Annotated in this window: 24 protein-coding genes; 14 read left to right on the forward strand and 10 right to left on the reverse strand. The window is 71.7% G+C overall.

Going from position 1 to position 22,738, the window contains the following annotated elements; genetic code table 11:
• Positions 1-419: 419 nt before the first annotated feature.
• The 3 genes from ACH4G3_RS18815 to ACH4G3_RS18825 all read right to left on the reverse strand — a co-directional run bounded on the left by ACH4G3_RS18815 (position 420) and on the right by ACH4G3_RS18825 (position 2,842).
• Positions 420-1,454: a LacI family DNA-binding transcriptional regulator gene (locus tag ACH4G3_RS18815; RefSeq protein ID WP_397625540.1), complete on the reverse strand. Its 1,035-nt coding sequence runs from the start codon at positions 1,452-1,454 to the stop codon at positions 420-422.
• Positions 1,455-1,654: 200 nt separating this feature from the next.
• The gene (locus tag ACH4G3_RS18820; protein ID WP_397625541.1) at positions 1,655-1,861 is read right to left on the reverse strand and encodes a DUF5999 family protein; all 207 of its coding nucleotides are present in this window, start codon (positions 1,859-1,861) and stop codon (positions 1,655-1,657) included.
• 396 nt (positions 1,862-2,257) lie between these two features.
• Positions 2,258-2,842, reverse strand: a complete 585-nt coding sequence (locus tag ACH4G3_RS18825) for a hypothetical protein (RefSeq protein WP_397625542.1) — start codon at positions 2,840-2,842, stop codon at positions 2,258-2,260.
• Between the two features lie 560 nt (positions 2,843-3,402).
• Between ACH4G3_RS18825 and ACH4G3_RS18830 the strand changes: the two genes are divergently transcribed.
• On the forward strand, positions 3,403-4,920 hold the full coding sequence (locus ACH4G3_RS18830; protein ID WP_397625543.1) for a glutamate-cysteine ligase family protein: 1,518 nt from the start codon (positions 3,403-3,405) through the stop codon (positions 4,918-4,920).
• Between the two features lie 67 nt (positions 4,921-4,987).
• A complete protein-coding gene (locus ACH4G3_RS18835) occupies positions 4,988-5,791 on the forward strand; it encodes a CPBP family intramembrane glutamic endopeptidase (protein WP_397626160.1) in 804 nt (267 codons plus the stop codon).
• Positions 5,792-5,812: 21 nt separating this feature from the next.
• On the opposite strand, the gene ACH4G3_RS18840 is transcribed toward ACH4G3_RS18835, so the two are convergent.
• On the reverse strand, positions 5,813-6,631 hold the full coding sequence (locus ACH4G3_RS18840; protein ID WP_397625544.1) for a PhzF family phenazine biosynthesis protein: 819 nt from the start codon (positions 6,629-6,631) through the stop codon (positions 5,813-5,815).
• Between the two features lie 536 nt (positions 6,632-7,167).
• Here ACH4G3_RS18840 and ACH4G3_RS18845 point away from each other — a divergent pair.
• Complete coding sequence (locus ACH4G3_RS18845) at positions 7,168-7,797, forward strand: PadR family transcriptional regulator (RefSeq protein ID WP_354739572.1); 630 nt, start codon at positions 7,168-7,170, stop codon at positions 7,795-7,797.
• 73 nt (positions 7,798-7,870) lie between these two features.
• Here the strand turns inward: ACH4G3_RS18845 and ACH4G3_RS18850 are convergent, their stop codons facing one another.
• Positions 7,871-8,299: a type II toxin-antitoxin system Rv0910 family toxin gene (locus ACH4G3_RS18850; RefSeq protein WP_397625545.1), complete on the reverse strand. Its 429-nt coding sequence runs from the start codon at positions 8,297-8,299 to the stop codon at positions 7,871-7,873.
• 221 nt (positions 8,300-8,520) lie between these two features.
• Here ACH4G3_RS18850 and ACH4G3_RS18855 point away from each other — a divergent pair, with 221 nt between their 5' ends.
• The 3 genes from ACH4G3_RS18855 (at position 8,521) to ACH4G3_RS18865 (ending at position 11,444) form a co-directional block, all read left to right on the forward strand.
• Positions 8,521-9,129, forward strand: coding sequence for a Clp protease N-terminal domain-containing protein (locus tag ACH4G3_RS18855; RefSeq protein ID WP_397625546.1), 609 nt, complete (start codon positions 8,521-8,523; stop codon positions 9,127-9,129).
• Positions 9,130-9,215: 86 nt separating this feature from the next.
• On the forward strand, positions 9,216-10,229 hold the full coding sequence (locus tag ACH4G3_RS18860; RefSeq protein ID WP_397626161.1) for an EamA family transporter: 1,014 nt from the start codon (positions 9,216-9,218) through the stop codon (positions 10,227-10,229).
• A gap of 228 nt (positions 10,230-10,457) precedes the next feature.
• Positions 10,458-11,444 carry a DMT family transporter gene (locus ACH4G3_RS18865; RefSeq protein ID WP_397625547.1) on the forward strand — a complete coding sequence of 329 codons (987 nt, stop codon included), beginning with the start codon at positions 10,458-10,460 and terminating at the stop codon, positions 11,442-11,444.
• A 12-nt stretch (positions 11,445-11,456) separates the two neighbouring features.
• Here the strand turns inward: ACH4G3_RS18865 and ACH4G3_RS18870 are convergent, their stop codons facing one another.
• Complete coding sequence (locus ACH4G3_RS18870) at positions 11,457-12,140, reverse strand: pyridoxamine 5'-phosphate oxidase family protein (RefSeq protein WP_397625548.1); 684 nt, start codon at positions 12,138-12,140, stop codon at positions 11,457-11,459.
• A 35-nt stretch (positions 12,141-12,175) separates the two neighbouring features.
• Between ACH4G3_RS18870 and ACH4G3_RS18875 the strand changes: the two genes are divergently transcribed.
• The gene (locus ACH4G3_RS18875) at positions 12,176-13,507 is read left to right on the forward strand and encodes an aminotransferase class I/II-fold pyridoxal phosphate-dependent enzyme (RefSeq protein ID WP_397625549.1); all 1,332 of its coding nucleotides are present in this window, start codon (positions 12,176-12,178) and stop codon (positions 13,505-13,507) included.
• Between the two features lie 90 nt (positions 13,508-13,597).
• Here the strand turns inward: ACH4G3_RS18875 and ACH4G3_RS18880 are convergent, their stop codons facing one another.
• Positions 13,598-14,536: a DMT family transporter gene (locus ACH4G3_RS18880; RefSeq protein ID WP_397625550.1), complete on the reverse strand. Its 939-nt coding sequence runs from the start codon at positions 14,534-14,536 to the stop codon at positions 13,598-13,600.
• 75 nt (positions 14,537-14,611) lie between these two features.
• Here ACH4G3_RS18880 and ACH4G3_RS18885 point away from each other — a divergent pair, with 75 nt between their 5' ends.
• Positions 14,612-15,514 (forward strand): LysR family transcriptional regulator, encoded by a 903-nt coding sequence (locus tag ACH4G3_RS18885; protein WP_397625551.1) that lies wholly within the window; start codon positions 14,612-14,614, stop codon positions 15,512-15,514.
• 15 nt (positions 15,515-15,529) lie between these two features.
• Here the strand turns inward: ACH4G3_RS18885 and ACH4G3_RS18890 are convergent, their stop codons facing one another.
• A complete protein-coding gene (locus ACH4G3_RS18890; protein ID WP_397625552.1) occupies positions 15,530-16,000 on the reverse strand; it encodes a pyridoxamine 5'-phosphate oxidase family protein in 471 nt (156 codons plus the stop codon).
• Positions 16,001-16,141: 141 nt separating this feature from the next.
• On the opposite strand from ACH4G3_RS18890, the gene ACH4G3_RS18895 reads away from it, so the two are divergent.
• On the forward strand, positions 16,142-16,792 hold the full coding sequence (locus ACH4G3_RS18895; protein ID WP_397625553.1) for a cysteine hydrolase family protein: 651 nt from the start codon (positions 16,142-16,144) through the stop codon (positions 16,790-16,792).
• Here ACH4G3_RS18895 and ACH4G3_RS18900 read toward each other — a convergent pair.
• On the reverse strand, positions 16,779-17,267 hold the full coding sequence (locus tag ACH4G3_RS18900; protein WP_397625554.1) for a Rieske (2Fe-2S) protein: 489 nt from the start codon (positions 17,265-17,267) through the stop codon (positions 16,779-16,781). The genes ACH4G3_RS18895 and ACH4G3_RS18900 overlap by 14 nt on opposite strands.
• Positions 17,268-17,526: 259 nt before the next feature.
• Here ACH4G3_RS18900 and ACH4G3_RS18905 point away from each other — a divergent pair, with 259 nt between their 5' ends.
• Together ACH4G3_RS18905 and ACH4G3_RS18910 are read left to right on the forward strand one after the other, a co-directional pair.
• Positions 17,527-18,282 (forward strand): HipA family kinase, encoded by a 756-nt coding sequence (locus ACH4G3_RS18905; protein WP_397625555.1) that lies wholly within the window; start codon positions 17,527-17,529, stop codon positions 18,280-18,282.
• Positions 18,279-18,692, forward strand: a complete 414-nt coding sequence (locus tag ACH4G3_RS18910) for a DUF3037 domain-containing protein (protein WP_354739608.1) — start codon at positions 18,279-18,281, stop codon at positions 18,690-18,692. The genes ACH4G3_RS18905 and ACH4G3_RS18910 overlap by 4 nt, the downstream gene beginning before the upstream one ends.
• Positions 18,693-18,707: 15 nt before the next feature.
• Here ACH4G3_RS18910 and ACH4G3_RS18915 read toward each other — a convergent pair whose 3' ends face one another.
• Complete coding sequence (locus ACH4G3_RS18915; RefSeq protein ID WP_397625556.1) at positions 18,708-19,151, reverse strand: excalibur calcium-binding protein; 444 nt, start codon at positions 19,149-19,151, stop codon at positions 18,708-18,710.
• A gap of 229 nt (positions 19,152-19,380) precedes the next feature.
• Between ACH4G3_RS18915 and fabG the strand changes: the two genes are divergently transcribed.
• From fabG to ACH4G3_RS18930, 3 genes are all read left to right on the forward strand, one after another.
• Positions 19,381-20,142, forward strand: a complete 762-nt coding sequence (fabG, locus tag ACH4G3_RS18920; protein ID WP_020270157.1) for a 3-oxoacyl-ACP reductase FabG — start codon at positions 19,381-19,383, stop codon at positions 20,140-20,142.
• 21 nt (positions 20,143-20,163) lie between these two features.
• Positions 20,164-20,916, forward strand: coding sequence for an SDR family oxidoreductase (locus ACH4G3_RS18925; protein ID WP_397625557.1), 753 nt, complete (start codon positions 20,164-20,166; stop codon positions 20,914-20,916).
• A gap of 198 nt (positions 20,917-21,114) precedes the next feature.
• On the forward strand, positions 21,115-22,701 hold the full coding sequence (locus ACH4G3_RS18930; protein WP_397625558.1) for an ABC transporter substrate-binding protein: 1,587 nt from the start codon (positions 21,115-21,117) through the stop codon (positions 22,699-22,701).
• The last annotated feature ends 37 nt before the right edge of the window (positions 22,702-22,738 follow it).

Here is a 22,738-nt window from a genome sequence, read left to right on the forward strand (position 1 = left end):
GCCGGTCCGGTGCCCTGGGCGGTGCTGGGGCGGGCGTCTTTCCCCCGTCCTGGTTGGGGCGGTTTCGTCGGTGCTGGGCTGGTGCCCTCGCCGGTGCTGGGCGGGCGTCTGCTGGGGCTGTGTTTTCCCCTGGTGCCGGTCCGGTGCCCTGGGCGGTGCTGGGGCGGGCGTCTTTCCCCCGTCCTGGTTGGGGCGGTTTCGTCGGTGCTGGGCTGGTGCCCTCGCCGGTGTTAGGCGGGCGTCTGCTGGGGTTGCGTTTTCCCCCGATGCCAGTCCGGTGCCCTGGCCGGTGCTGGGGCTGGGGCTTTCCCCGGCACTGGGGCGGGTGGCCCCTCGGTGCTGAGCTCGCGTCCCGGTGACACCTGGCCGGGTCTCTCGCGCCGTACCCCGGGCCGGCTTTCGTTCCGTTGGTGAGTGTGTCAGGCCGGTCCCGCCGGCGGTGCCGTGCTTGCCCGTACCACCAGGTCCGTTCCCAGCTCGACCCGAGGGGAGGCCGGTTGTTCGTCGCGGGTCAGGCGGAGCACCGTGCGGACGGCCAGTTTCCCCATGTCGGCCAGGGGCTGGCGGACGGTGGTCAGGGGCGGGGCCGACCAGCGGACTTCCGGAAGGTCATCGAAACCGACCACGCTCATGTCCTGCGGCACCCGCAGCCCGCGTCGGCGCAGTGCCTCGATCGCGCCGAGTGCCATCTGGTCGCTGGCCGCGAACACGGCGGTCGGCGGCTCGGGCAGGCGGAGCAGGGCGTCGCAGGCGGCGAAGCCGGACTCGGGGCGGAAGTCGCCGGGGATGACGAGGGACTCGTCCATCGCGATGCCGGCGCCTTCCAGAGCCGCGCGGTAGCCGTCCAGCCGGGCCCGGGAGCACAGCAGCCGCGGTGGACCCGCGATCAGGCCGATCCGGCGGTGGCCAAGGGACAGCAGGTGCTCGGTGGCCGCCATGCCGCCCGACCAGTTGGCGGCACCGATGGTGGGAGCCTCCAGGGCGGGCGAGCCCGCCGGGTCGACGACGACCAGCGGGACGCCGAGAATGCGCAGCTCTTCGTGGAGCGTGGGCTCCAGGGCCGAGGTGACGAGGATGACGCCGTCCGAGGCCCGCGCCCGGAGGTTGCGCATCCACTCGCGGGCGTCGCCCGAACGCCCGTGGATGGCCGACACCACCGTGCCGACCCCGGCCCCGTGCGCGACCTCCTCGACCCCGCGGATGATCTCCACGGCCCAGGGGCTGTCGAGGTTGTTGAAGACCAGGTCGAGCAGGCCGGCACGGCTGCCCGGGGCCGCGGGGCGTTTGCGGTAGCCGTGCCGGCGCAGCAGGTCCTCGACGCGGGCCCGGGTCTGCGGCGACACGTCGGACCGGCCGTTGACGACCCGGGACACCGTCGGCACGGACACGCCGGCCTGCCGGGCGATCTCCGTGATCGTGACCTTGCCCCCGGCCTCTGCCTCACGTGCTGCCACTTGCCCCACCTCCGTCGACGGGTGACCCCGAAACTTCCAGGAGTCTTCCGGAAAACGGGCATCCGTGGGAAGGCGTACCGTCCCGTTCGTGGCTGTGACGGGGAGTGACGGCACCCGGACACGCGTCGGGGCCGGTTCGCAGTGTCTCCTGCGGCCGGCCCCTCATGTCTGCGGGCGGGAGGTCACGCCGCCCGGCGGCCTCAGGCGGCCGTCATGATCTGGCTGGAGGCCAGCGGACGGTGCGGGGCGATGACCCGCCCGTCCGGCAGGAGCTCGCCGGTGTCCTCGAAGAGCAGCACGCCGTTGCACAGCAGGCTCCAACCCTGCTCCGGGTGGTGCGCCACGAGACGGGCGGATTCCCGGTCGGCGGATTCGGCTGACGGGCACGGAGTCTGGTGCTGGCACATGGGTGGGATCTCTCGCTGTGTCGTGGTGGATGGGATCGCTGAGTCGGCTGTCGTGTCTGTTCCGCGGCTAGAAGTATCGTTCATGGCCGCCCCCCGTTGTCATAAGTCGTCGGAACCCAGTGTTGCCCCACGGGCGTCGATCCGCAGGGATTTCGCGGCACCGCTTCTCACAGGTTCATGACGCATCACCCGCGCGGACGGTTCATCCCAACTGGGCTGTCACTTCGGATGGTTCGTAGTGGCCGAATGGGGCTAGTCCGGTCGGCAGGTGATCCATTCCGGCTCGTACGAGCTATTGAGTGCTCGTCCGAGCGAATGAGAGTGGCGGAATGGAAAAGAGCGACCCCGTCGCCGGAATTCGACGACGGGGCGCGGAGAGCTGCGGGGCGCGGCGCTTCAGGCGGGTGAGCCGAGCAGCCGCGTGGGAGTCACCCGGTGGGTCAGCACCGGGAGCAGTTCGGCGACGCGGTGCGGGCGATGGGCCGCGATGCCGGGAGGCGCGGGGGCCAGGGGGACGAGCAGGTCGGTGGCGGCGGGATGGCCGGCGGCACCGTCGGCGGTGCAGTCCTCGTGCAGCCAGAGCGTCAGCATGTACAGGCCGGGCACGGACAGCAGGCGGGGCTGGTACGACTGCGGCATCGACTCGGCCTGGCGCAGGGCGCGCTCGGTGGAGGCGATGTACGGGCCCTCGAAGAAGCGGGAGAAGGCCCAGCCGTCGGGAGTCAGCATGGTCTCCGCCGCGGCCACCGCACGGTCGCCGCAGCGGATCAGGAAGCGCCACCCGGCCAGCCGGGTGGCCGACACACCCTCGGCCGTGACGCGATCGAGGACGTGGACGGGCAGCGGGAGCTCGGGAGTGGCGGGTCCCTGGGCGCGGAGCAGGGAGGGAGTTCGGGCCTCGACGACCGCGGTGGGAGAGGAGAGCGCAGTAAGGACGGAACGGAGTGCGGGCGCGGGAGCCGGGGGGACATGCAGCGGCATGGTGGGTCGCCTCTCATTCAAAGGCACGGTGGCACGAGGGCGGGGGCGGACGGCGCTGTCTGCTCACGGGGGTCGACAGAGGCAGGGGCCGGGGTCTCAAGAACGAGAGGGGGGTGGGGTCCGTCCGCCGAACATCACCTCGACGGCATGACCCATCGACCGTGGGCGCCAACCTTCTGCCTTGTTCGCGGAGTTTATACGACACGGGTTCAGACTGTGTTTCGTCTAGTCGTTTCCGGTGAGTAGAACAAGGGTACATTCGGTCGGCGATACGCGAGAATTATCCCGATTCCACGCGGGGGTGTGCGGCGATGACCTCGGCTAATGCCCCCGCGGCGGTCGGCCCATTCTCGTCGGCGTTTTTCACGAGTTCACGCGACCCCGAAACCCGGGCCCGCTGCGTCATGCCGAGTGAATGTGCCACCGGTCATACGTGACCAGCGTAGCGGTCGGCGGGTCCCTCCGGGACGTTATCGATCGCTTTCGCTGGGCATCCTCCACCTGACCGGGACCCCGGCGGCCGGATCTTCGGCCCGCATCATCCGAGGAGGGACGCTTCGATGGGGGAGAAGGTCGTGGCAGGCCGGTTCGACCTGTCCGATCGCCAGCGCTACCGCGACAAGCTCCGTCGGTGTCTGACGGGCCTGGAGCGACTCCTGGCGGAGCAGCGGTTCGATCGCCCCAAGAACCTCATGGGGCTGGAGATCGAGTTGAATCTCGCGGGCGCCGACGGCATGCCGAAAATGTTGAACGCGCAAGTCCTGGAACGTATCGCGAGCCGTGATTTCCAAACAGAACTCGCCATGTTCAACCTGGAAGTCAACATTCCCCCACACCGTCTTGGTGATCGGGTATTCGATCGGCTCGCGGAGGAACTCCGTACGTCACTGGCATATGCCGACCGGAAAGCCGGTGAGGTCGACGCGGGAATCGTGATGATCGGTATTCTGCCGACCCTCGACCGGGACGACCTGGTGTCGTCGAACCTCTCCGACGTCGACCGCTACACGCTCCTCAACGATCAGATCGTGGCCGCACGCGGCGAGGAGTTCACCCTCGACATCGCCGGCGTGGAGCACCTCAGCTGCACCTCCAAGTCCATCGCGCCGGAGGCCGCCTGCACCTCCGTGCAACTGCACCTGCAGGTCACCCCGGCCCGCTTCGCCGATGTGTGGAACGCGGCCCAGGCGGTCGCCGCCGCGCAGATCGCCGTCGGCGCCAACTCACCGTTCCTCTTCGGCCGTGAGCTGTGGCGCGAGTCGCGGCCCCCGCTGTTCCAGCAGTCCACCGACACCCGCCCGCCCGAACTCCAGGCCCAGGGCGTCCGGCCGCGCACCTGGTTCGGGGAGCGCTGGATCACCTCGGCGCACGACCTGTTCGAGGAGAACCTGCGCTACTACCCGGCGCTGCTGCCGATCTGCGACGACGAGGACCCGCTGGAGGTGCTCGACCGGGGCGGCACCCCGTCGCTCGCCGAGCTCGTCCTGCACAACGGCACGATCTACCGCTGGAACCGCCCGGTCTACGGCATCGCCGACGGCGCGCCCCACCTGCGGGTGGAGAACCGCGTCCTGCCCGCCGGGCCCACCGTCATCGACGTCGTCGCCAACGCCGCGTTCTACTACGGCCTCGTCCGCGCCCTCGCCGAGGAGGCCCGGCCGGTGTGGGCCCGGCTGCCGTTCGAGGCGGCCGCCGCCAACTTCGACGCCGCGTGCAAGGACGGCATCGACGCCCGCTTCACCTGGCCCCGGCGCGGCCGCTACGGCGGCACCGCACAGGTCGACGCGGTGAGCCTGGTCCGCGACGAACTGCTGCCGCTCGCCGAGGCCGGGCTGGACGCGTGGGGCGTGGAGCCGGCCGACCGCGATCTGTACCTGGGCGTGATCGAGGAGCGGTGCCGGCGCAGGGTGAACGGGGCGAGCTGGCAGGCCGCGACCTTCCACCAGGCACTGGACGCGGGCCACTCGCGCGAATCCGCGCTGGCCGCCACGACCCGGCGCTATCGCGAGCTGATGCACAAGGGGGAGCCCGTGCACGCCTGGCCGGTGGGTTTGCCGGAGCCGGTGCCGTTGGGCTGATGCGCCTCAGGGCTGTTGTCCCGCCGGCCTCATACTGATCCGACAGGTCGGTGAAGTGGAGGCAGGTGTGCAGGCGGAGGCGGGCCCGGCGGACGACGGTTCCATTCCACAGCAGCGGCTCTCGCGGCGGATGCTCCGCAACGAGACGCTGCTCGTGCTGGCGCTCTCGCTGGGGGCGAGCGGAGTCTCCGCCCTGATCAGCTTCATCGGCTCGGTCACCAAGCCCGGCGGGCTGAAGGACCAGGCGGCCACGATGAACGCTTCGGCAGCGCCCGGCCGCCCCTGGCTCGACCTGGCCTGGCAGCTCTTCGGGATCACCACCGCGCTCGTGCCCGTCGTGCTCGTCGCGCACTTCCTGCTGCGCGAGGGCGCGGGCCTGCGCACCATCGGATTCGACCGCACCCGCCCCTGGCCCGACATCGGCCGCGGGGCGGCGATCGCGGCGGTCATCGGCAGCACCGGAATCGCCTTCTACCTGGCCGCCCGCGGGCTCGGCTTCAACCTCACCGTGGTGCCCGAGGCGCTGCCCGAGGTGTGGTGGAAGTATCCCGTGCTGATCCTCTCGGCGATCCAGAACGCGGTGCTGGAGGAAGTGATCGTCGTCGGCTACCTGCTGCGCCGCCTCGGGCAGCTGGGCTGGACGCCGACGGCCGCGCTGGTCGGCAGCTCGGTCCTGCGCGGCTCGTACCACCTCTACCAGGGCATCGGCGGCTTCATCGGCAACATGGTCATGGGCGTGGTGTTCGTCTGCCTGTACCGACGCTGGGGACGGGTGGGCCCGCTGGTGGTGGCCCACTCGCTGCTCGACATCGGTGCCTTCGTGGGCTACGCCCTGCTGGCGGGCAAGGTCGGATGGCTGCCGACGGCGTGAGGGACCGGGGCCAGGACCGTCTCAGGCCAGCAGCTCGCCCTCGATGACGGTGACCGCACTGCCGGACAGCAGGGTGCGGGCGCCGCGCAGCTCCGTGCGGACGCGGCCGGAGCGGGGCGAGGCCTGGAGGCCGGTGAGGCGGGGGCTGCCGAGGCGCTCGGACCAGAAGGGGGCGAGCGCGGTGTGGGCGCTGCCGGTGACCGGGTCCTCGTCGATGCCGACGTTCGGGAAGAAGCAGCGCGAGACGAAGTCGTAGCCCTGCTCGGGGTCGTCCGCGCGGGCCGTGGCGATGACGCCGCGCTCGGAGTGGGCGGCGAGGGCCCTGAGGTCGGGTGCGAGGCCGCGCACCGTCTTCTCGTCGGCGACCTCGACCAGCAGGTCGCCGGTGTTCGGGCCGGTGTCGAGGACCGTGAGCGGTTCGGTGCCCAGGGACTCGGCGAGGCCGTCCGGCGGGTCGATCCGGGTGAGCGGAGCCGTCGGGAAGTCCAGCGTGACGGAGCCGTCCCCGGCGGGGGTGGCGACGAGGACACCGCTGTGGGTGGCGAACCGGACCGGGCCTTCGTGGGTGCCGGTGGTGTGCAGGACGTGGGCGGTGGCCAGGGTCGCGTGGCCGCACATCGCGACCTCGGTGGCCGGCGTGAACCAGCGCAGCGCCCAGTCGGCCTCGCCGCTTTCGGGGAGGGGGTGGGCGAAGGCCGTCTCGGCGTGGTTGACCTCGAGAGCGACGTTCTGGAGCCAGGTGTCGTCCGGGAAGGCGTCCGCGTCGTTCAGAAGAACGACCCCGGCCGGGTTGCCGGAGAAGGGGCGATCGGTGAAGGCGTCGACGATTCGAATCCGCATGGCCCGACGCTAGAGGCTCGCCGGAGTCGCGGGACAAGGCCAATTCGAGAGTCCTGGCCCGGTCCGGCGCTTCCGGGCACCAGTGCAACAGGTCCCAGGACACGTGGGCGGGGAGTGGGTCCGGGGCGGTGCCGGGGTCGAGGTGGCGCGGGCGGCGGGGTTCTCGCATTGCCGGACCTGGAATCCCAGGGGGAGGGCTGCGGCGAGGTAGGCGCTGAGCGGGCGGTGGTGCTCGGTGAGGAGGGACGGGCGGCCGTCGGCGCCGGGACGGCGGGGCAGGGTCGGCCGGAGATAGGACACCAGCAGGTGTGCGTCCGAGATCACGAGGCTTCCGCCGGGGCGCAGGACGCGCGCGAACTCCGCCAGCACCGCGTCCAGGATGCGCCGGACCACGGGCTGCTCGATGTCGATCATCTGGTACGGACACGGCCTGCGACGGTTCCACCGGTTTTCCGTCTGAGCCTTGCCATGTGAAGAGTACCGATATATCGTTGAGGCATCGCGACAGATCAACGATGGAATGGAGAGTGTTTGCGATGCATACTCACGGATTCGAGCACGGGCATGGCCGCGGCGGACCCCGTCACGGCGGCCGGGGTGGTTTCGAGGGGCTGCGTGCGGCCTTCGGGCCGTTCGGGCCGGGCGGTCCCGGCTGGGGCGGGCCCGGTGGCCCGGGCTTCGGCCCCGGACCCTGGGGCGGACGAGGGCGCGGCGGGCCGCGGGGAAGGGCGCGGCGCGGTGACGTGCGGGCCTCGATCCTGGCTCTGCTGAAGGACCGGCCGATGCACGGCTACGAGATGATCCAGGAGATCGCCGAGCGCAGCGGCGGGGCGTGGAAGCCCAGTCCCGGCTCGGTGTACCCCACCCTCCAGCTGCTGGAGGACGAGGGTCTGATCACGAGTGAGTCCGAGGGCGGCAAGAAGCTGTTCTCGCTCACCGAGGCGGGCCGCGCAGCGGCCGAAGAGGGGCCCGAGGCGCCCTGGGAAGAGGCCTCCCGCGGAGTCGACTGGGAGGCTCTCGGCGAGATCCGCCAGGCCGGCTTCGGTCTCATGGAGGCCTTCGGCCAGGTCTGGAAGACCGGCAGCAAGGAGCAGCGGGAGAAGGCGCTCGGCGTCATCAACGAAGCCCGCAAGAAGCTGTATCTGATCCTCGCCGACGAGGACTGAGGACCGAGCGCCCTCCGGGCGATCGCGGCGCTGGGCAGGCGACCCGTGGAGTGATCCACGGGTCGCCTCGGCGTCAGGCCACCAGCCCGTCCAGCCTGCGCAGCGACTCGTTCAGGGCGGCTGTGGCCGAGTCCTTGAGTTTGCCCGCCATCAGCGACACCGTCGCGCCCGTGAACTCGCCGTCGATGCGGACCGTCGTCGCGTCGCCGTCGGGTGTGAGCGTGTAGCGCGTCGCGACGGTCACGCCCATCGGGCCCTTGCCGCGGATGGCGAGCACCCGGGCCGGTTCCAGTGCCTCGACGGTCCACTCCACCTCGGCCGGGAAGTTCATGAGCCGCATGTTCTCCTGGAACGTCGCGCCCACTTCGAGGGGCTCGGGGCCGCCCGACGGGAAGCTCGTGTGGGTCGCGTTCCACTCGCCGTACGCGGACCAGTCCGTGAGCCTGGCCCACACCTTCTCGGCCGGCGCCCCGATGCGTGCCTCCGCGCTGACTTCGGCCATGCGACCACCTCTTCACGTCGGGCTGGGTGTCGCGGAACGTAGCCGCGACGGCCGCAATGTTCAATACTGATGAACCGTCAGATGTTCCGGGATGCCCGGTGAAACAGCCTGATGTCCTCCGTAAGGAGGAGATTCGGCCCGCGACGTCCACTTTCCGTGGGACGCGAAGATGCTTCGCTCCGTGGATGACCCGGGCTCTCGGGGCTGATGGGGTAAGGGGTGTGCAACCCCGTATCCCCCGCCAGTCGGCCCATGAGCACGGCATCCACCGCGCGGAGAACGATGCCAGGCTCAGTGACGAGCTGGCATCGGTGCTCACCGGTGCCCGCCGCAGAGCGGTCAGGGACGCGGACCGGCAGATCGACACGGCCCACCTGCTCCACTCGCTGCTGGAGTCCGACCCCGAGGTGCGTGCCGTCCTCGGCGACGGGCCGCAGATCGCGCGGCTGCTCGGCTATCTCGTCCAGCGCAGCATCGGCTACGGCCTGCGCTGGCAGAGCGGTGTCGAGGACTCCGGCGCCGTCCCCGTCGTGACGGAGACCGCTGGCTTCTCGCCGCTGGCCGCGGCCTCGATGGAGTACGCCTGCGAACGGGCCGCGCGGCACGGCGGTCCGGCCCGTGGCATCGACCTGCTCGCGGCGATCGTCGTCGACTCACAGGCGCGCGCCGTCGAAGTGCTCCGACGCGCCGGGATCGATCCGCACGCCGTGCTCGCCCGCATCGACGGCTGGGCCGACCGGCCTCCGGAACACGACGGCCCGTCTCAGGAACACCCGTCTCAGGAGTACCCGTCTCGGGCGTGCGCCAGAGGTGGCGAAGGCGCTTACTGACCGGCCCCTGGCGGAGCCGCTCGTCGCGTCCAGACAGTGAGACAGGTGCCATAGGGGGTGACGCTCCTGTCATGGCCTGTCATCATGTGCCGGTGCGTACGTCTGACAGCAGCCCCAGCGGCCCCAGCAGGCACGGCAAGGGCGCCGGGCTCGGCCTCGCGCTCCTGTCCGCGGTCGCCTTCGGCGGATCCGGTGTCGCGGCCAAGCCGCTGATCGAGGCGGGCCTTGACCCGCTGCACGTGGTGTGGCTGCGCGTGACCGGAGCGGCCCTGGTGATGCTGCCGCTCGCCGTGCGCCACCGCGCGCTGCTGCGCCGCCGCCCCGGACTGCTCGCCGGGTTCGGGCTGCTGGCCGTCGCCGGCGTCCAGGCCTGCTACTTCGCCTCGCTCTCCCGTATCCCCGTCGGGGTGGCGCTGCTCATCGAGTACCTGGCGCCCGCCCTCGTGCTGGGCTGGGTGCGGTTCGTGCAGCGGCGGCCCGTGACGCGTGCCGCGGCCGTCGGTGTCGTCCTCGCGGTCGGCGGGCTCGCGTGTGTCGTCGAGGTGTGGTCGGGGCTCCGCTTCGACGCCCTGGGCCTGCTGCTCGCACTCGGCGCGGCCTGCTGCCAGGTCGGCTACTTCGTCCTCTCCGACCAGGGCAGCGACGCCGGGGACGAGGCGCCCGACCCGCTCGGCGTCATCGCCTACGGACTGCTCGTCGGCGCGGCCGTACTGACCGCCGTCACCCGGCCCTGGAGCATGGACTGGACCGTGCTCACGGGCACCGCGCGCATGGACGGCACGCCCGTCGCCGCGGTCGCCCTGCTGGCCTGGATCGTCCTCGTCGCCACGGTCGTCGCCTACGTCACGGGCGTGCTCGCCGTGCGCCGGCTCTCCCCGCAGGTCGCCGGTGTCGTGGCCTGTCTCGAAGCGGTCATCGCGACCGTCCTGGCCTGGGTCCTGCTGGGCGAGCACCTGTCGGCGCCGCAGCTCGCCGGTGGTGTGATCGTGCTGGTGGGCGCGTTCATCGCGCAGTCCTCGACGCCCGCGAAGGGCTCCGAACAGCCGGTGGCGAGCGGCGGCCTGGAAAGGAAGTTGTCCCGGCCCGGAACGGCCGCATAAGGTGCCGATCATGCCTTCGAACGCACTCGTTCTTCCGCCTCCGGCCGCCTGAGGCGGGCCCTCCGGAAACCGCGCCCGGCGTGTCACCGCCGGGCCGAACGGTGCTGCCCGCAGACGAAGTCCGCGGACCCCGCTGATCCGACGTGATCCGGGGCCCTTCCCGAACTTCCGCGCACCAGCCGCCGCCGATCCCGCGCGGCGCGCCGTGCGCGTCTGCGGAGAGAACACGTGTCGAACACTGCCTCCGGCCTGCCCGTAGGGCGAGGCCTCCTCTATCTGATCGTCGCCGGTGCCGCCTGGGGCACCGCGGGCGCGGCCGCCTCACTGGTCTACCGGGCCAGTGACATGGGGCCCGTCGCCCTCTCCTTCTGGCGCTGCGCCGCCGGTCTCGCGCTGCTGGTCGCCGTCCGCCTCGTCCGGCCGCGAGCCCGGGCCGCCGTGCGCGAGCCGCTGGGCCGCCGGGCGCTGCGGGCCGGGGTCACCGGACTCGGGCTCGCGGTGTTCCAGACGGCCTACTTCGCGGCCGTCTCCGCCACCGGCCTCGCCGTCGCCACGGTCGTCACCCTCGGTGCCGGGCCGGTGCTCATCGCGCTCGGCGCCCGGCTGACGCTCGCCGAGCGCCTCGGCCGGGGCGGAACCGCGGCCGTCGCGGGTGCCCTCGCCGGACTCGCGGTCCTCGTCCTCGGCGGCGGGGGTACGACCGTGCGCCCGTGGGGTGTGCTGCTCGCGCTGCTGTCCGCGGCCGGGTACAGCCTGATGACGCTGCTCACCCGCCGGTGGGGCCGGGGCGGCGAGACCGACGCCTCATGGACGACCGTCGGGGCGTTCGCCGTCACGAGCCTGTGCCTGTTGCCGTTCGCTCTCGCCGAGGGGCTGCTGCCGCACACCGAGGAACCCGGCCGGATCCTGGTGCTGCTGGCGTACGTCGCCGCCGTCCCCACGGCCCTCGCCTACGGCCTCTACTTCGCGGGCGCGGCCGTCGTACGGTCGGCCACCGTCTCGGTGATCATGCTGCTGGAGCCGGTGAGCGCGGCGGTGCTCGCCGTCGTGCTGCTCGGTGAGCACCTCACCGCGGCGACCATGGCCGGCACCTTGCTGATGCTGGGCTCGGTCGCGGGGCTCGCGGTGGGGGAGGCGCGGGGCGCGAGGGCGTCCCGAGAACCAGGGGCCCCCATCGCGGCGGAGCCGCAGATCAGCGCGGCTCCGCGCCCCTGAGGGGGGTCGGCCTCACCGTGCCCGCAGGTAGTCGGGCAGTTCGGTGCCGGGGGCCAGGTCGGGGTTGGCGACCGGGGCGTCGTAGCCCTTGCGCAGCGGGACGACGCCGGCCCAGTGGGGGAGGGCGAGGTCCTCGGGTTCGTCGTTCGCGGCGCCGGTGCGGAGCTTGGCGGAGACCTCGTCCAGGTCAAGGCGGATCACCGCGGTGGCGGCCAGCTCCTTCTTGTTGGCCGGCCGTGAGTCGGCGGAGCGGCCCGGCACGACGTGGTCGACCAGGGCGTCGAGGGCCTGCCGCTTCTCCTCGGGGTCCGTCACGTCATGGGCTACGCCGTGCACCACCACGGAGCGGTAGTTGATCGAGTGGTGGAAGGCCGAGCGGGCCAGCACCAGTCCGTCGACGTGAGTGACGGTCAGGCAGACCGGGAGACCCGGGTCTGCCTGACCGGCCTCCCGCAGCGGGCGCGAGCCCGTCGAGCCGTGCACATAGAGCCGCTCGCCGACCCGGGCGTACAGCGTGGGCAGCACGACCGGCGCGCCGTCGCGGACGAAGCCCAGGTGGCAGACGTAGGCCTCGTCGAGTATCGCGTGCACCAGGTCCTTGTCGTACGCGGCCCGGTCCGCCGAGCGTGTGGGGACGGTGCGGTCGGTCGGGATGTAGGCGGCGGACGGCGTCGGCGTCTGCGTGGACCCCTGCATGGCGCTCTCCATTGCACTAGTGCATAATCGGCTTTGTGCTAGGAGACTATCGGATCAGTGGGCGTCGCGCAGCGGACATTTCCGCGAGCATCGAGCGGGCGGTGGGCAGCGGTGAGCTGTCGCCGGGTCAACTGCTGCCACCCATGCGGGAGTTGGCGGAGCGGCTGGGAGTGAATCCCAACACGGTCGCGGCCGCGTACCGCACTCTGCGCGAGCGCGGGGTCATCGAGACCGCGGGGCGGCGTGGCAGCCGGGTGCGGCCCGCGCCGGCCACGACCGGGCGGGACCACATCAGGGTGGACGTCCCCGACGGCGTGCGTGACGTGGCGAACGGCAACCCTGATCAGGCGCTGCTGCCGCCGCTCGCCGGGGCGTTCGCGGCGGCCGCCGCCGAGAGCGACCGCGCGCCCGTGCTGTACGGGGCCGATCCGCTGGAGCCGGAGCTGGCCCGGATCGCCCGCGCCGGTCTCGACGCCGACGGCGTGCCGGACGGGCCGCTCGCCGTGCTCTCCGGGGCACTTGACGGGGTCGAACGCGTGCTCGCGGCTCACCTCAAGCCCGGCGACACCGTCGCCGTGGAGGATCCCGGCTGGGGCCGCACCCTCGACCTCGTGCCGGCGCTCGGGCTCAGGACCGTCCCCGTCGGGGTCGACGACGAGGGGCCCCGTGCCGACGACGTACGGCGGGCGCTGGAGGCCGGGGCGCGCGCCCTGATCGTGACGGACCGGGCGCAGAACCCGACCGGCGCGGCGGTGAGCGCCCCACGCGCGCGTGCCCTGCGGTCCGTGCTCCAGGAGCACCCGGAGACCCTCCTCATCGAGGACGACCACGGGCACGGCATCGTCGACGTGCCCCTCCACCCCCTGGCCGGCGCCACCCGGCACTGGGCGTTCGTGCGCTCGGCCGCCAAGGCCTACGGGCCCGATCTGCGCCTCGCCCTGCTCACCGGGGACGCCGTGACCGTCGACCGGGTCCGCGGCCGGCAGCGGCTCGGACCCGGCTGGGTGAGCAGGCTGATGCAGCGGGCGCTGGTGCGGCTGTGGGCCGACGGGGCGGTGGACGCGCGCGCGGTGGCGGCGGCGTACGGGAGGCGCCGGGACGCGCTGATCGGCGCGCTCGGCCGGCGCGGTGTCGTGGCGCACGGGCGCAGCGGTATGAACGTGTGGGTGCCCGTGCCGGACGAGACCGGTGCCGTCGCGCGGCTGCTGCACGCCGGCTGGGCCGTCGCCCCCGGCGCCCGCTTCCGGCTGAGCGCACCGCCCGGCATCCGGGTCACCGTCTCGACGCTCACCGAGGACGAGACCGAGGCGCTCGCCGCCGCGATCGCCTCGGCCCTCGGGCCGGCTCCGGCACGGAGTTACGTCTGAGCTTGCCGGTTGGGTGGGCTGGGCCGGCAAGTGGGTGGGCCGAGGGGGCTCTGCGAACCGGCTGTGTCCCCCGACACCCCACCCAGACCCCTACACCCGACGCTTCGGCCGTACCTGTGTAAGTGCCGCGCCGATCAGGACGATGACCGCCCCGACCGGTGTCGACCAGGTGAGTGGCTCGCCGAGGAGGGCGACGCCCGCCGCCGTGGCGATGACCGGGATGAAGTACGTGACCATCTGGGCGGTCGTCGGGCCGACCTCGGCGACCAGGCCGTACTGGAGGAGGACGGCGAGGCCCGTGCCCAGTGCGCCCAGGGCGGCGATCGCCAGCAGCGGCCCGGCGGACAGGCTGGTGGGCAGGGTCGTGAACAGCGGGGTGACGACGGCCAGTTGGACCGTCGCGAGCAGCAACTGCGCGCCGGTCATCGACAGGTGCGAGTGGCTGGTGCCGGCCAGGGTGCGGCGGACGTAGATCCAGCCGACCGGGTAGCTGAGGGAGGCCAGCAGGGCCAGCGCCGTGCCGCCGGCGTCCAGACCGTGGAAGCCCTGCCAGGCGCCCAGCACCGTGAGCACCCCGAGGAAGCCGATCCCGAGCCCGGCGACCCGCACCCGGGTCGGGCGGTCCTCCGACAGGGCGACCAGTGACAGCGCCATGCCCCACAGCGGCGAGGTCGCGTTGCAGATGCCCGCGAGCGTGGACGGGATGGTCAGCTCGGCGTACGCGAACAGCGAGAACGGCAGGGCGTTGAGCAGGAACGCGGCGACCGCCAGATGCCCCCACGTCCGCGCCCCGCGCGGCAGTCGCTCCCGGCGCACCGCCATCGCGGCGGCCAGCACCGCCGTACCGAACACCAGCCGGCCGAGCGTGACCTGGAACGGCGCGTACCCCTCGGTGCCCACCTTGATGAGGAGGAAGCTGAAGCCCCAGATCAGGGACAGGGCGGCGAAGCGCAGACGCCAGTCGAGGCGGCGGCGGGGGCGGTCGCCCGAGAGGGTGGCGACCCGGCCGGGGGTGGTGACGGTGCTCATGGAGAACACGATGCCGGGCCAGAACCTCGTAGCACAATCGAGATTTCGCACGCGGTATTGCGTAGCATTGCTTACATGTTAAACCTGGAACGCCTGCGCACCCTCGACGCCCTCGCCCGGCACGGCTCGGTCAGCGGCGCGGCCGAGGGGCTGCACATCACGACGTCCGCCGTCTCCCAGCAGATGTCCAAGCTGGAGCGGGAGGTCGGCCAGCGGCTGCTCGCCAAGAACGGCCGGGGCGTGCGCCTCACCGACGCGGGCCGGCTCCTCGCCGAGCACGCCGCGCGCATCCTGTCCCAGGTCGAACTCGCCCAGTCCGACCTGGAGGCGCAGCGCGGGCAGGTCGTCGGCGAGCTGAGACTCTCGGCGTTCCCGACGGCCGCCCGCGGTCTCTTCCCGCTCGCGCTGTCCGCGCTGCGCGAGCGGCATCCCGCCCTCCGGCTGCGCTCCTGCGAGCTGGAACCGGAGCGCGGCATCGCCGGGGTGGTCCGCGGCGACCTCGACCTCGCCGTGGTGCTCGACTGGTACAACAAGCCGATGGCGCTGCCCGACGGCCTGGTCAAGGCGCCGATCATGGACGACCCCGCCGATGTCGCCATGCCCGCGGGCCACCGGCTCGCCGGGCGTGACGAGGTGGACCTCGCCGAGTTCGCCGACGACGAGTGGATCACCTGGGGGGAAGGCGAGTTCTGTCACGAGTGGCTGATGTTCACGCTCCGTTCGAAGGGCATCGAGCCGATCGTCGGCCATCGCGCCGCCGAGACCCATACGCAGCTCGGGCTGGTCGCCGCGGGCCTCGGGGTGTGCATCGCCCCGCTGCTCGGCCGCCACCCGGTGCCCGACGGGGTCGTGACCGTCCCCGTCAGGCAGCGGGTCCGGCGCCATGTGTACGTGGTCTGGCGCGCGGACGCCGACCGCCGTCCGTCGATCCGGGCAGCGGTGAAGGCCCTCCAGGCGGCGGGGGAGAGCCTCGGCTGAAGCCCGCGCGGCCGCTTACCGCGCTGCCAGCTTGCGGAAGTCCCAGGAGACGATCTTCTGCGGCGTCAGACGTATCCAGGCGTGCCGGCCGTCGTGCGGCATCTCCTCCATGCGGAAGTTCTTCCTGGCGAACAACATCTCCGGGACGTCGAGTTCGGCGCGCAGCTCGCCGGTGCGCGGGATCTCGCCCACGAACTCGACGGCGCCCGACAACTCGACGCCGCGCAGTTCGTCGTACTCCTCGCCGGTGTCGACCACGATCGCCACTCGCGGGTCGCGCCGCAGGTCGGTCCACCGTTTGCTGCGCACGACCGAGTACAGCCACATCGAGGTGCCGTCCCAGGCGAACCACAGTGTGCTCACATGCGGGGCGCCGTCGGCCGACACCGTGGCGACCCGGCAGGTGCGCTGCGTGGTGAGGAAATCGTCCAGCTCGCCAGGCGTCATCATGATCTTCCGGCCCCGGCGCTGCTGAGTGACGGTCATGCTCCCCCTCTTTTCCTTCTTCTCTCACGTCGTGTCAGAGGAGATCCTCTGACATCACGTCAGAAAAGAATGAGTTCTCTTCCGTCCGTACGCAATGGTGGCTACGCTCGCGCGCCCAGCCGCCGGCGCCCAGGGGGAACCGTGCCCGCGTACGCAGAGCTCAGCGAACTCCTCGATCCGCGGACCACAGTGCTGCTGACCGTCGAGTGCCAGGAGGGCGTCGTCGGAGCGGACAGCGCACTGCCCGAACTCGCCGAGCAGGCACGCGCCGGCGGGGTGCTCGCCAACGTGGCCCGGCTGGTGGCCGCCGCCCACGAGAGCGGCGTCCAGGTCGTGCACGCCATCGCCGAGCGCCGCCCCGACGGCCGCGGGGCCAGCCGCAACGCCCGCCTGTTCCGGGCCGCCGAGCGCCTGCCCGTCCAGCAGGTGTCCGGCACGCCTGCGGTGCGGGTCGCGGCCCCGATCGAGGTCGCCGAGGAGGACCTCGTCGTACGACGCCTGCACGGGCTGTCGCCCCTCCAGGGCACCGATGTCGACCCGCTGCTGCGCAACCTCGGCTGCCGCACGCTGATCGTCACCGGCGTCTCGGCCAACGTGGCCGTCCCCAACGCCGTGTTCGACGCCGTGAACCGCGGCTACACCGCCGTCGTCCCGGCGGACGCCATCGCGGGAGTGCCGTCCGAGTACACCCCCGCGATGATCCGCCACACTCTCGCGTTGGTCGCCACGGTCGCGACCACGGACGAGGTGCTGGCGTGTCTGGAGCGCCCGCGGGGACTCAAGCGAGCGTGATGGAGTCGCCGTTCACGCTGATCTGCTTCGCCTCCAGCGGTTCGATCGCGGGCCCCTTCTTCACGCTTCCGTCGAGGACGGAGAACTGACTGCCGTGGCAGGTGCAGGAGATGATGTCGTCCTTGAGGTCCACCATCGGACAGTCGCGGTGGGTGCAGAGCGTCGAGAAGGCCTTGTAGTCGCCCGCCGCCGGCTGGGAGACCACGACCTTCTCGTCCTTGAAGATCTTGCCGCTGCCCTCGGGGATGTCGGAGGTCTTGGCGAGCGCTGCACCACCGGCTCCCGCTCCGGTGGACGAGCCGCCCCCGTCGTTCGTCGCGCCGCCGTCGGCGGCGCCCTGTTCGGTGGACGAATCGGACGCCTTGTCCTCCGATCCGCACGCCGTCAGCGCCACGGTGAGCCCTGCCGCGCCCGCCGCCGCCACGATCGCACGGCGGCTGGGTCCCGACTTCGGCCGAACTGATTCGCTGGTCATGCTGACGTTCCTTCCGGGGATTCGTGATCTGCCGAGAGGTACGGCCCCTGGGGACCGGCTGTTCAGACGGTGTGGAAATCCTGACGGGTGCGCGGAACGACGTGGGTAAAGGGGGCCTGTCGGTTCGCTGTCGGATTCCGGGTTCGCCGTCGTCCGGGGCAGATGCGCGGAGGGGCGGAAACGCCCTGATCACCCTCGGTTACTATGCTCACTTCAAGTCGGTCGGATGGCAGGGCTGAAGAGACGGGTAGCCGGGGAAATGCTGAAAGAGGTCACCGCGACCCGCTACATCACGCCCCTGCGCGAGGGCGGTTCGCTGCCGGGACTGGTCGAGGCCGACGACTTCGGTACGTACGTCCTGAAGTTCAGCGGCGCGGGACAGGGGCGCAAGACGCTCGTCGCCGAGGTGGTCTGCGGGGAACTGGCCCGCCGGCTCGGGCTGCGGGTGCCACGCCTGGTCACGGTCGAGCTTGACGCGGAGCTGGGGCTCGGCGAGCCCGACCAGGAGGTGCAGAGCCTGCTCAGGTCCAGCGGCGGCACCAACCTCGGCATGGACTTCCTCTCCGGCGCGCTCGGCTTCGACCCGCTCGCCTTCGCGGTGACTCCCGAGGAGGCCGGGCGGATCGTCTGGTTCGACGCGCTGGTCAACAACGTCGACCGGTCCTGGCGCAACCCCAACCTGCTGATGTGGCGGGGCGAGGTGTGGCTCGTCGACCACGGGGCGACCATGATCTGGCACCACAACTGGCCCGGCGCCGAGGCCTCCGCGGCCCGCCCGTACGACGCCTCCGACCATGCCCTGGCGTCCTTCGCGCCCGATGTCGCCGCCGCGGCGGCCGAGTTGGCGCCCCGGGTCACCGGGGAACTGCTCGCCGACGTCACCGCGCAGATCCCGGACGCGTGGCTGACGGGCGAGCCCGGCTTCGACACACCGGACGACCTGAGGCGGGCCTACGCGCGGCCGCTGCTCGCACGTGCCGCCGTCATGCACGACCGCATCCAGGGGATCGAGTGAACGACCGGCACATCATCAAGGGCGGGACGCGCGACCGCCAGATCTACGAGTACGCCGTCCTGCGCGTCGTCCCGCGCGTCGAGCGCGGCGAGTGCATCAACGCCGGGGTGCTCGTCTACTGCCGCGCCGAGTCCTACGTCGGCGCCCGCACTCATCTCGACGAGGCCCGCCTGCTGGCCCTCGACCCCCGGGCCGACGTGGCCGGGGTCCGGGCCGCCCTGAGGGCCGTGGAGGGACTGTGCGCGGGCGGGACCGCGGCCGGCCAGGCGGCCTCCGACGACCCGGGCCGCCGCTTCCGCTGGCTCGTCGCCCCCCGCTCCACGATCGTCCAGCCCGGCCCCGTGCACACCGGTCTGACCACGGACCCGGAGGCGGAGACCGAGCGTCTGCTGGACCTGCTGGTGAGGTGACGGACGCCCCCGGCGTCAGCGTCGGCGGCGCTTCACCGCGTAACCGGCGGCGACGGCGGCACCCGCCGCGAAGGTCAGGCCGATGGCGACGTCCCAGTCGCTCGGCCCGGAGGCCACCGCACCCCCGAGCCCGCCTCGCACGCCTCGGGTCGGGGCGAGGGTGGGAGTCGCGGTGACGGGAGCGGAGGGGCTGACGGAGGGACTGGGCGAGGCGGGGGGCGAGGTGGTGGGGGAGATGACACCGTGGCGGGCCAAGGCCTCACAGGCGATGCCGTCGTCCGGGCCCTGGTCCTCGTCGAGTCTGTTGGGATCACTGGGATCCGCGTCGAAGACGGCCTGCGCGTCCTCCTGGAAGGAGAAGTCGCGGCAGTCCAGGTCCTGGGCATGAGCGGGGTCGGCCAACGGCACGATCGCGGCGCTCGCGAACAGCATGCCTATGGCACCGGTACGACGGTGCATGGAGTGCTCCCTTCCGGCCACGAGTGGCTCGTGCTCCGACGCTAGGCGGCGACAGGCGCGGCGGCGCGCGGCCGTGAGCCGATCGGGTGTTCCTGAGGGCGCCGCCGGGCAGGGTGGGCCCGGGTGATGGATCACATGCCGAGCGTGGCCGTTGACACCGCGTGCCAGGGCTTCTAGCGTCACACCCACTGAAGGTACTAAGCGGTCGCTCACCTGAGGAGAAGCACTCATGTCCACCACTGAGCAGCGGGTCGCCGTCGTCACCGGTGCCGCGCGCGGGATCGGCGCCGCCACCGCCGTACGACTGGCCGCCGAGGGCCGCGCGGTCGCCGTGCTCGACCTCGACGAGGCGGCCTGCAAGGACACCGTCGAGAAGATCACCGCCGCCGGTGGCAAGGCCATCGCGGTCGGCTGTGACGTCTCGGACGAGGCGCAGGTCGAGGCGGCCGTCGCGCGGATCGCCGAGGAGCTCGGCGCGCCGACGATCCTGGTCAACAACGCCGGCGTGCTGCGCGACAACCTGCTGTTCAAGATGAGCGTCTCCGACTGGGACACCGTCATGAACGTGCACCTGCGCGGCGCCTTCCTGATGTCCAAGGCCTGCCAGAAGCACATGGTGGACGCGGGCTTCGGCCGGATCGTCAACCTGTCGTCGTCCTCGGCGCTGGGCAACCGCGGGCAGGTCAACTACTCGGCCGCCAAGGCCGGCCTCCAGGGCTTCACCAAGACCCTCGCCAAGGAGCTCGGCAAGTTCGGCGTCACCGCCAACTCCGTCGCCCCCGGCTTCATCGCCACCGAGATGACCAAGGCCACCGCCGACCGCGTCGGCATGGGCTTCGAGGACTTCAAGGCCGCCGCCGCCACCCAGATCCCGGTGGCGCGCGTCGGCGAGCCGGAGGACATCGCCAACGCCATCGCCTTCTTCACCGGCGAGGCGGCCGGGTTCGTCTCCGGCCAGGTGCTGTACGTGGCCGGCGGACCGCTCGACTAGGGATCACAGGAGCTCACGGACATGACTGAACTCTCCGGCAAGGCCGCGCTCGTCACGGGCGCCAGCCGCGGCATCGGCTACGGCGTCGCCGAGGCCTTCGTCGCACGCGGCGACCGCGTGTGCATCACCGGCCGCAACGAGGACGCCCTCAAGGAGGCCGTCGAGCGGCTCGGCTCCGACCGCGTGATCTACGCGGTGGGCAAGGCACACGACGAGGCCCACCAGGCCGCTGCCGTCGAGCGCACGATGGAGGCCTTCGGCCGGGTCGACTACCTGGTCAACAACGCCGGGACGAACCCGGTGTTCGGCCCGATCGCCGACCTCGACCTGAACGTCGCCCGCAAGGTCTTCGAGACCAATGTCATCTCGGCGCTGGGCTTCGCCCAGCGGACCTGGCACGCCTGGCAGAAGGACAACGGCGGCGCGATCGTCAACATCGCCTCCGTCGCCGGCCTGTCGCCCTCGCCGTTCATCGGCGCGTACGGCGTCAGCAAGGCGGCGATGATCAACCTGACCGTGCAGCTCGCCCACGAGTTCGCGCCCGGGGTGCGGGTCAACGCGATCGCCCCGGCCGTCGTGAAGACCAAGTTCGCCACGGCCCTGTACGAGGGCCGCGAGGAGGAGGCCGCGGCCGCCTACCCGCTCGGCCGGCTCGGCGTGCCCTCCGACATCGGCGGCGCGGCGGCGTTCCTCACCTCCGAGCAGTCCGACTGGGTCACCGGCCAGACGCTCGTCGTGGACGGCGGCATCTTCCTCAACGCCGGCACGGGCTGATCCCGGCGACGACGCGGCCCGGCACGGGCGCCCCTGCCCACAGGCGGCGCCCGTGCCGGCGTAAAGCCCTCGCAAAGGGCGATGACAACGTCGTCAAAGGTTTATCGATCAAGGAGTCATGTCCCGGGGTGGGTCAGCGCGCCCGGCACTGCGGTATGGTCTGCCGACCCTTGGTATGGCAGATCGAGGAGCGTGCGCGTGTTCAACCGGAACCGATGCCTGCGGCGGGTGGCGGCCATCGCGTCCATATCGTCCCTGGTCGCCGGATGCGGCGTGCTGTCGTCCGACACTCCGGAGGACGAAGGGCCGATCGTCGTGGGCACCACCAGTGCTCCCAGCACGCTCGACCCTGCCGCCTCATGGGACAGCTCCTGGGAGCTGTTCCGCAACATCTACCAGACGCTGCTGAGCTATCCGACCGGCACGAGCGAGCCCCAGCCGGACGCCGCGGAGAGCTGCGGCTTCAGCGACTCCTCGAACCAGGTGTACCGCTGCGAGCTGCGTGAGGGCCTGAAGTTCTCCAACGGCGACGCGCTCGACGCCCGGGCCGTGAAGTACTCGTTCGACCGGATCCGCAAGATCAACGTCAACGGCGGCCCCGCCGGTCTGCTCGGCAGCCTCGAACGGGTCCAGGCGCCGAACGAGCGCGAGGTGATCTTCCACCTCAACAAGCCCGACGCGACCTTCCCCTTCGTGCTCGCCACGCCCGCCATGTCGATCGTCTCCCCGGAGGCCTACCCGGAGGACTCCCTGCGCAAGGGCAGCGACGTCGTCGGCTCCGGGCCGTACGCCCTCGACTCCTACGACGAGGGCAAGGAGGCCGTGCTCGTCCGCAACGACGGCTACAAGGGCTACGCGGAGCGCCGGAACGACGCGGTGACCATCCGCTACTTCCAGGACTCCGGCGCCATGGTCAAGGCCCTGCGGGACGAGCAGATCGACGTGACCTACCGCGGTCTGGGCGCCGGTGACGTGGTCGACCTCCAGAGCAAGTCCTCCAAGGAGGAGGAGATCCAGCTCGTCGAGGGCACCGGCACCGACATCAACTACCTGGTGTTCAACCCGAAGGACTCCTGGGCGAACCGCAAGGCCGTGCGCCAGGCCATCGCGCAGGTCGTCGACCGGGCGGCGATCGCCCACAAGGTCTACAAGGACACCGTCGACCCGCTGTACTCCATGGTCCCCAAGGGCCTCACCGGTCACACGACGGGCTTCTTCGACGACTACGGCGACCCGGACGTCGCCAAGGCCCGCAAGATCCTCACCGGCGCGGGCATCAACCAGCGGGTCCCGCTCACCTTCTGGTACACGAGCGACCGCTACGGCTCCGAGACCGCCGCGGAGTTCAAGGAGCTGGAGCGCCAGCTCGAGGACTCCGGCCTGTTCGAGATCACCCTCAAGAGCCGCCCCTGGAAGACGTACGTCGAGGGCTACCAGAAGGGCGAGTACCCGGTGTTCGGGCGTGGCTGGTTCCCCGACTTCCCGGACGCCGAGAACTTCATCGCGCCGTTCGTCGGCGAGCAGAACGCCCTCGGTACGCCCTACCCGGCGCCCGAGATCACCGGCGAGCTGCTGCCCCGGTCGCGCCGCGAGAGCGACCGCGCGAACGTGGAGAAGGAGTTCGAGGAGGCCCAGCGGATCCTCGTGGACGACGCGCGGCTGCTGCCGCTGTGGCAGGGCCGGCAGTACGTGGCGGCCAGCCGGGACGTCTCGGGCGCGGAACGGGCCATGGACCCGTCGACGATCATGATGATGTGGGAACTGCACCGCAAGACCGCTTGGTAGGCGGGCGGGCGCCGGGCTTGGCGGGCACGTTGTCAGT

This window comes from Streptomyces afghaniensis, assembly GCF_044327915.1.
Taxonomy (GTDB): domain Bacteria; phylum Actinomycetota; class Actinomycetes; order Streptomycetales; family Streptomycetaceae; genus Streptomyces; species Streptomyces afghaniensis.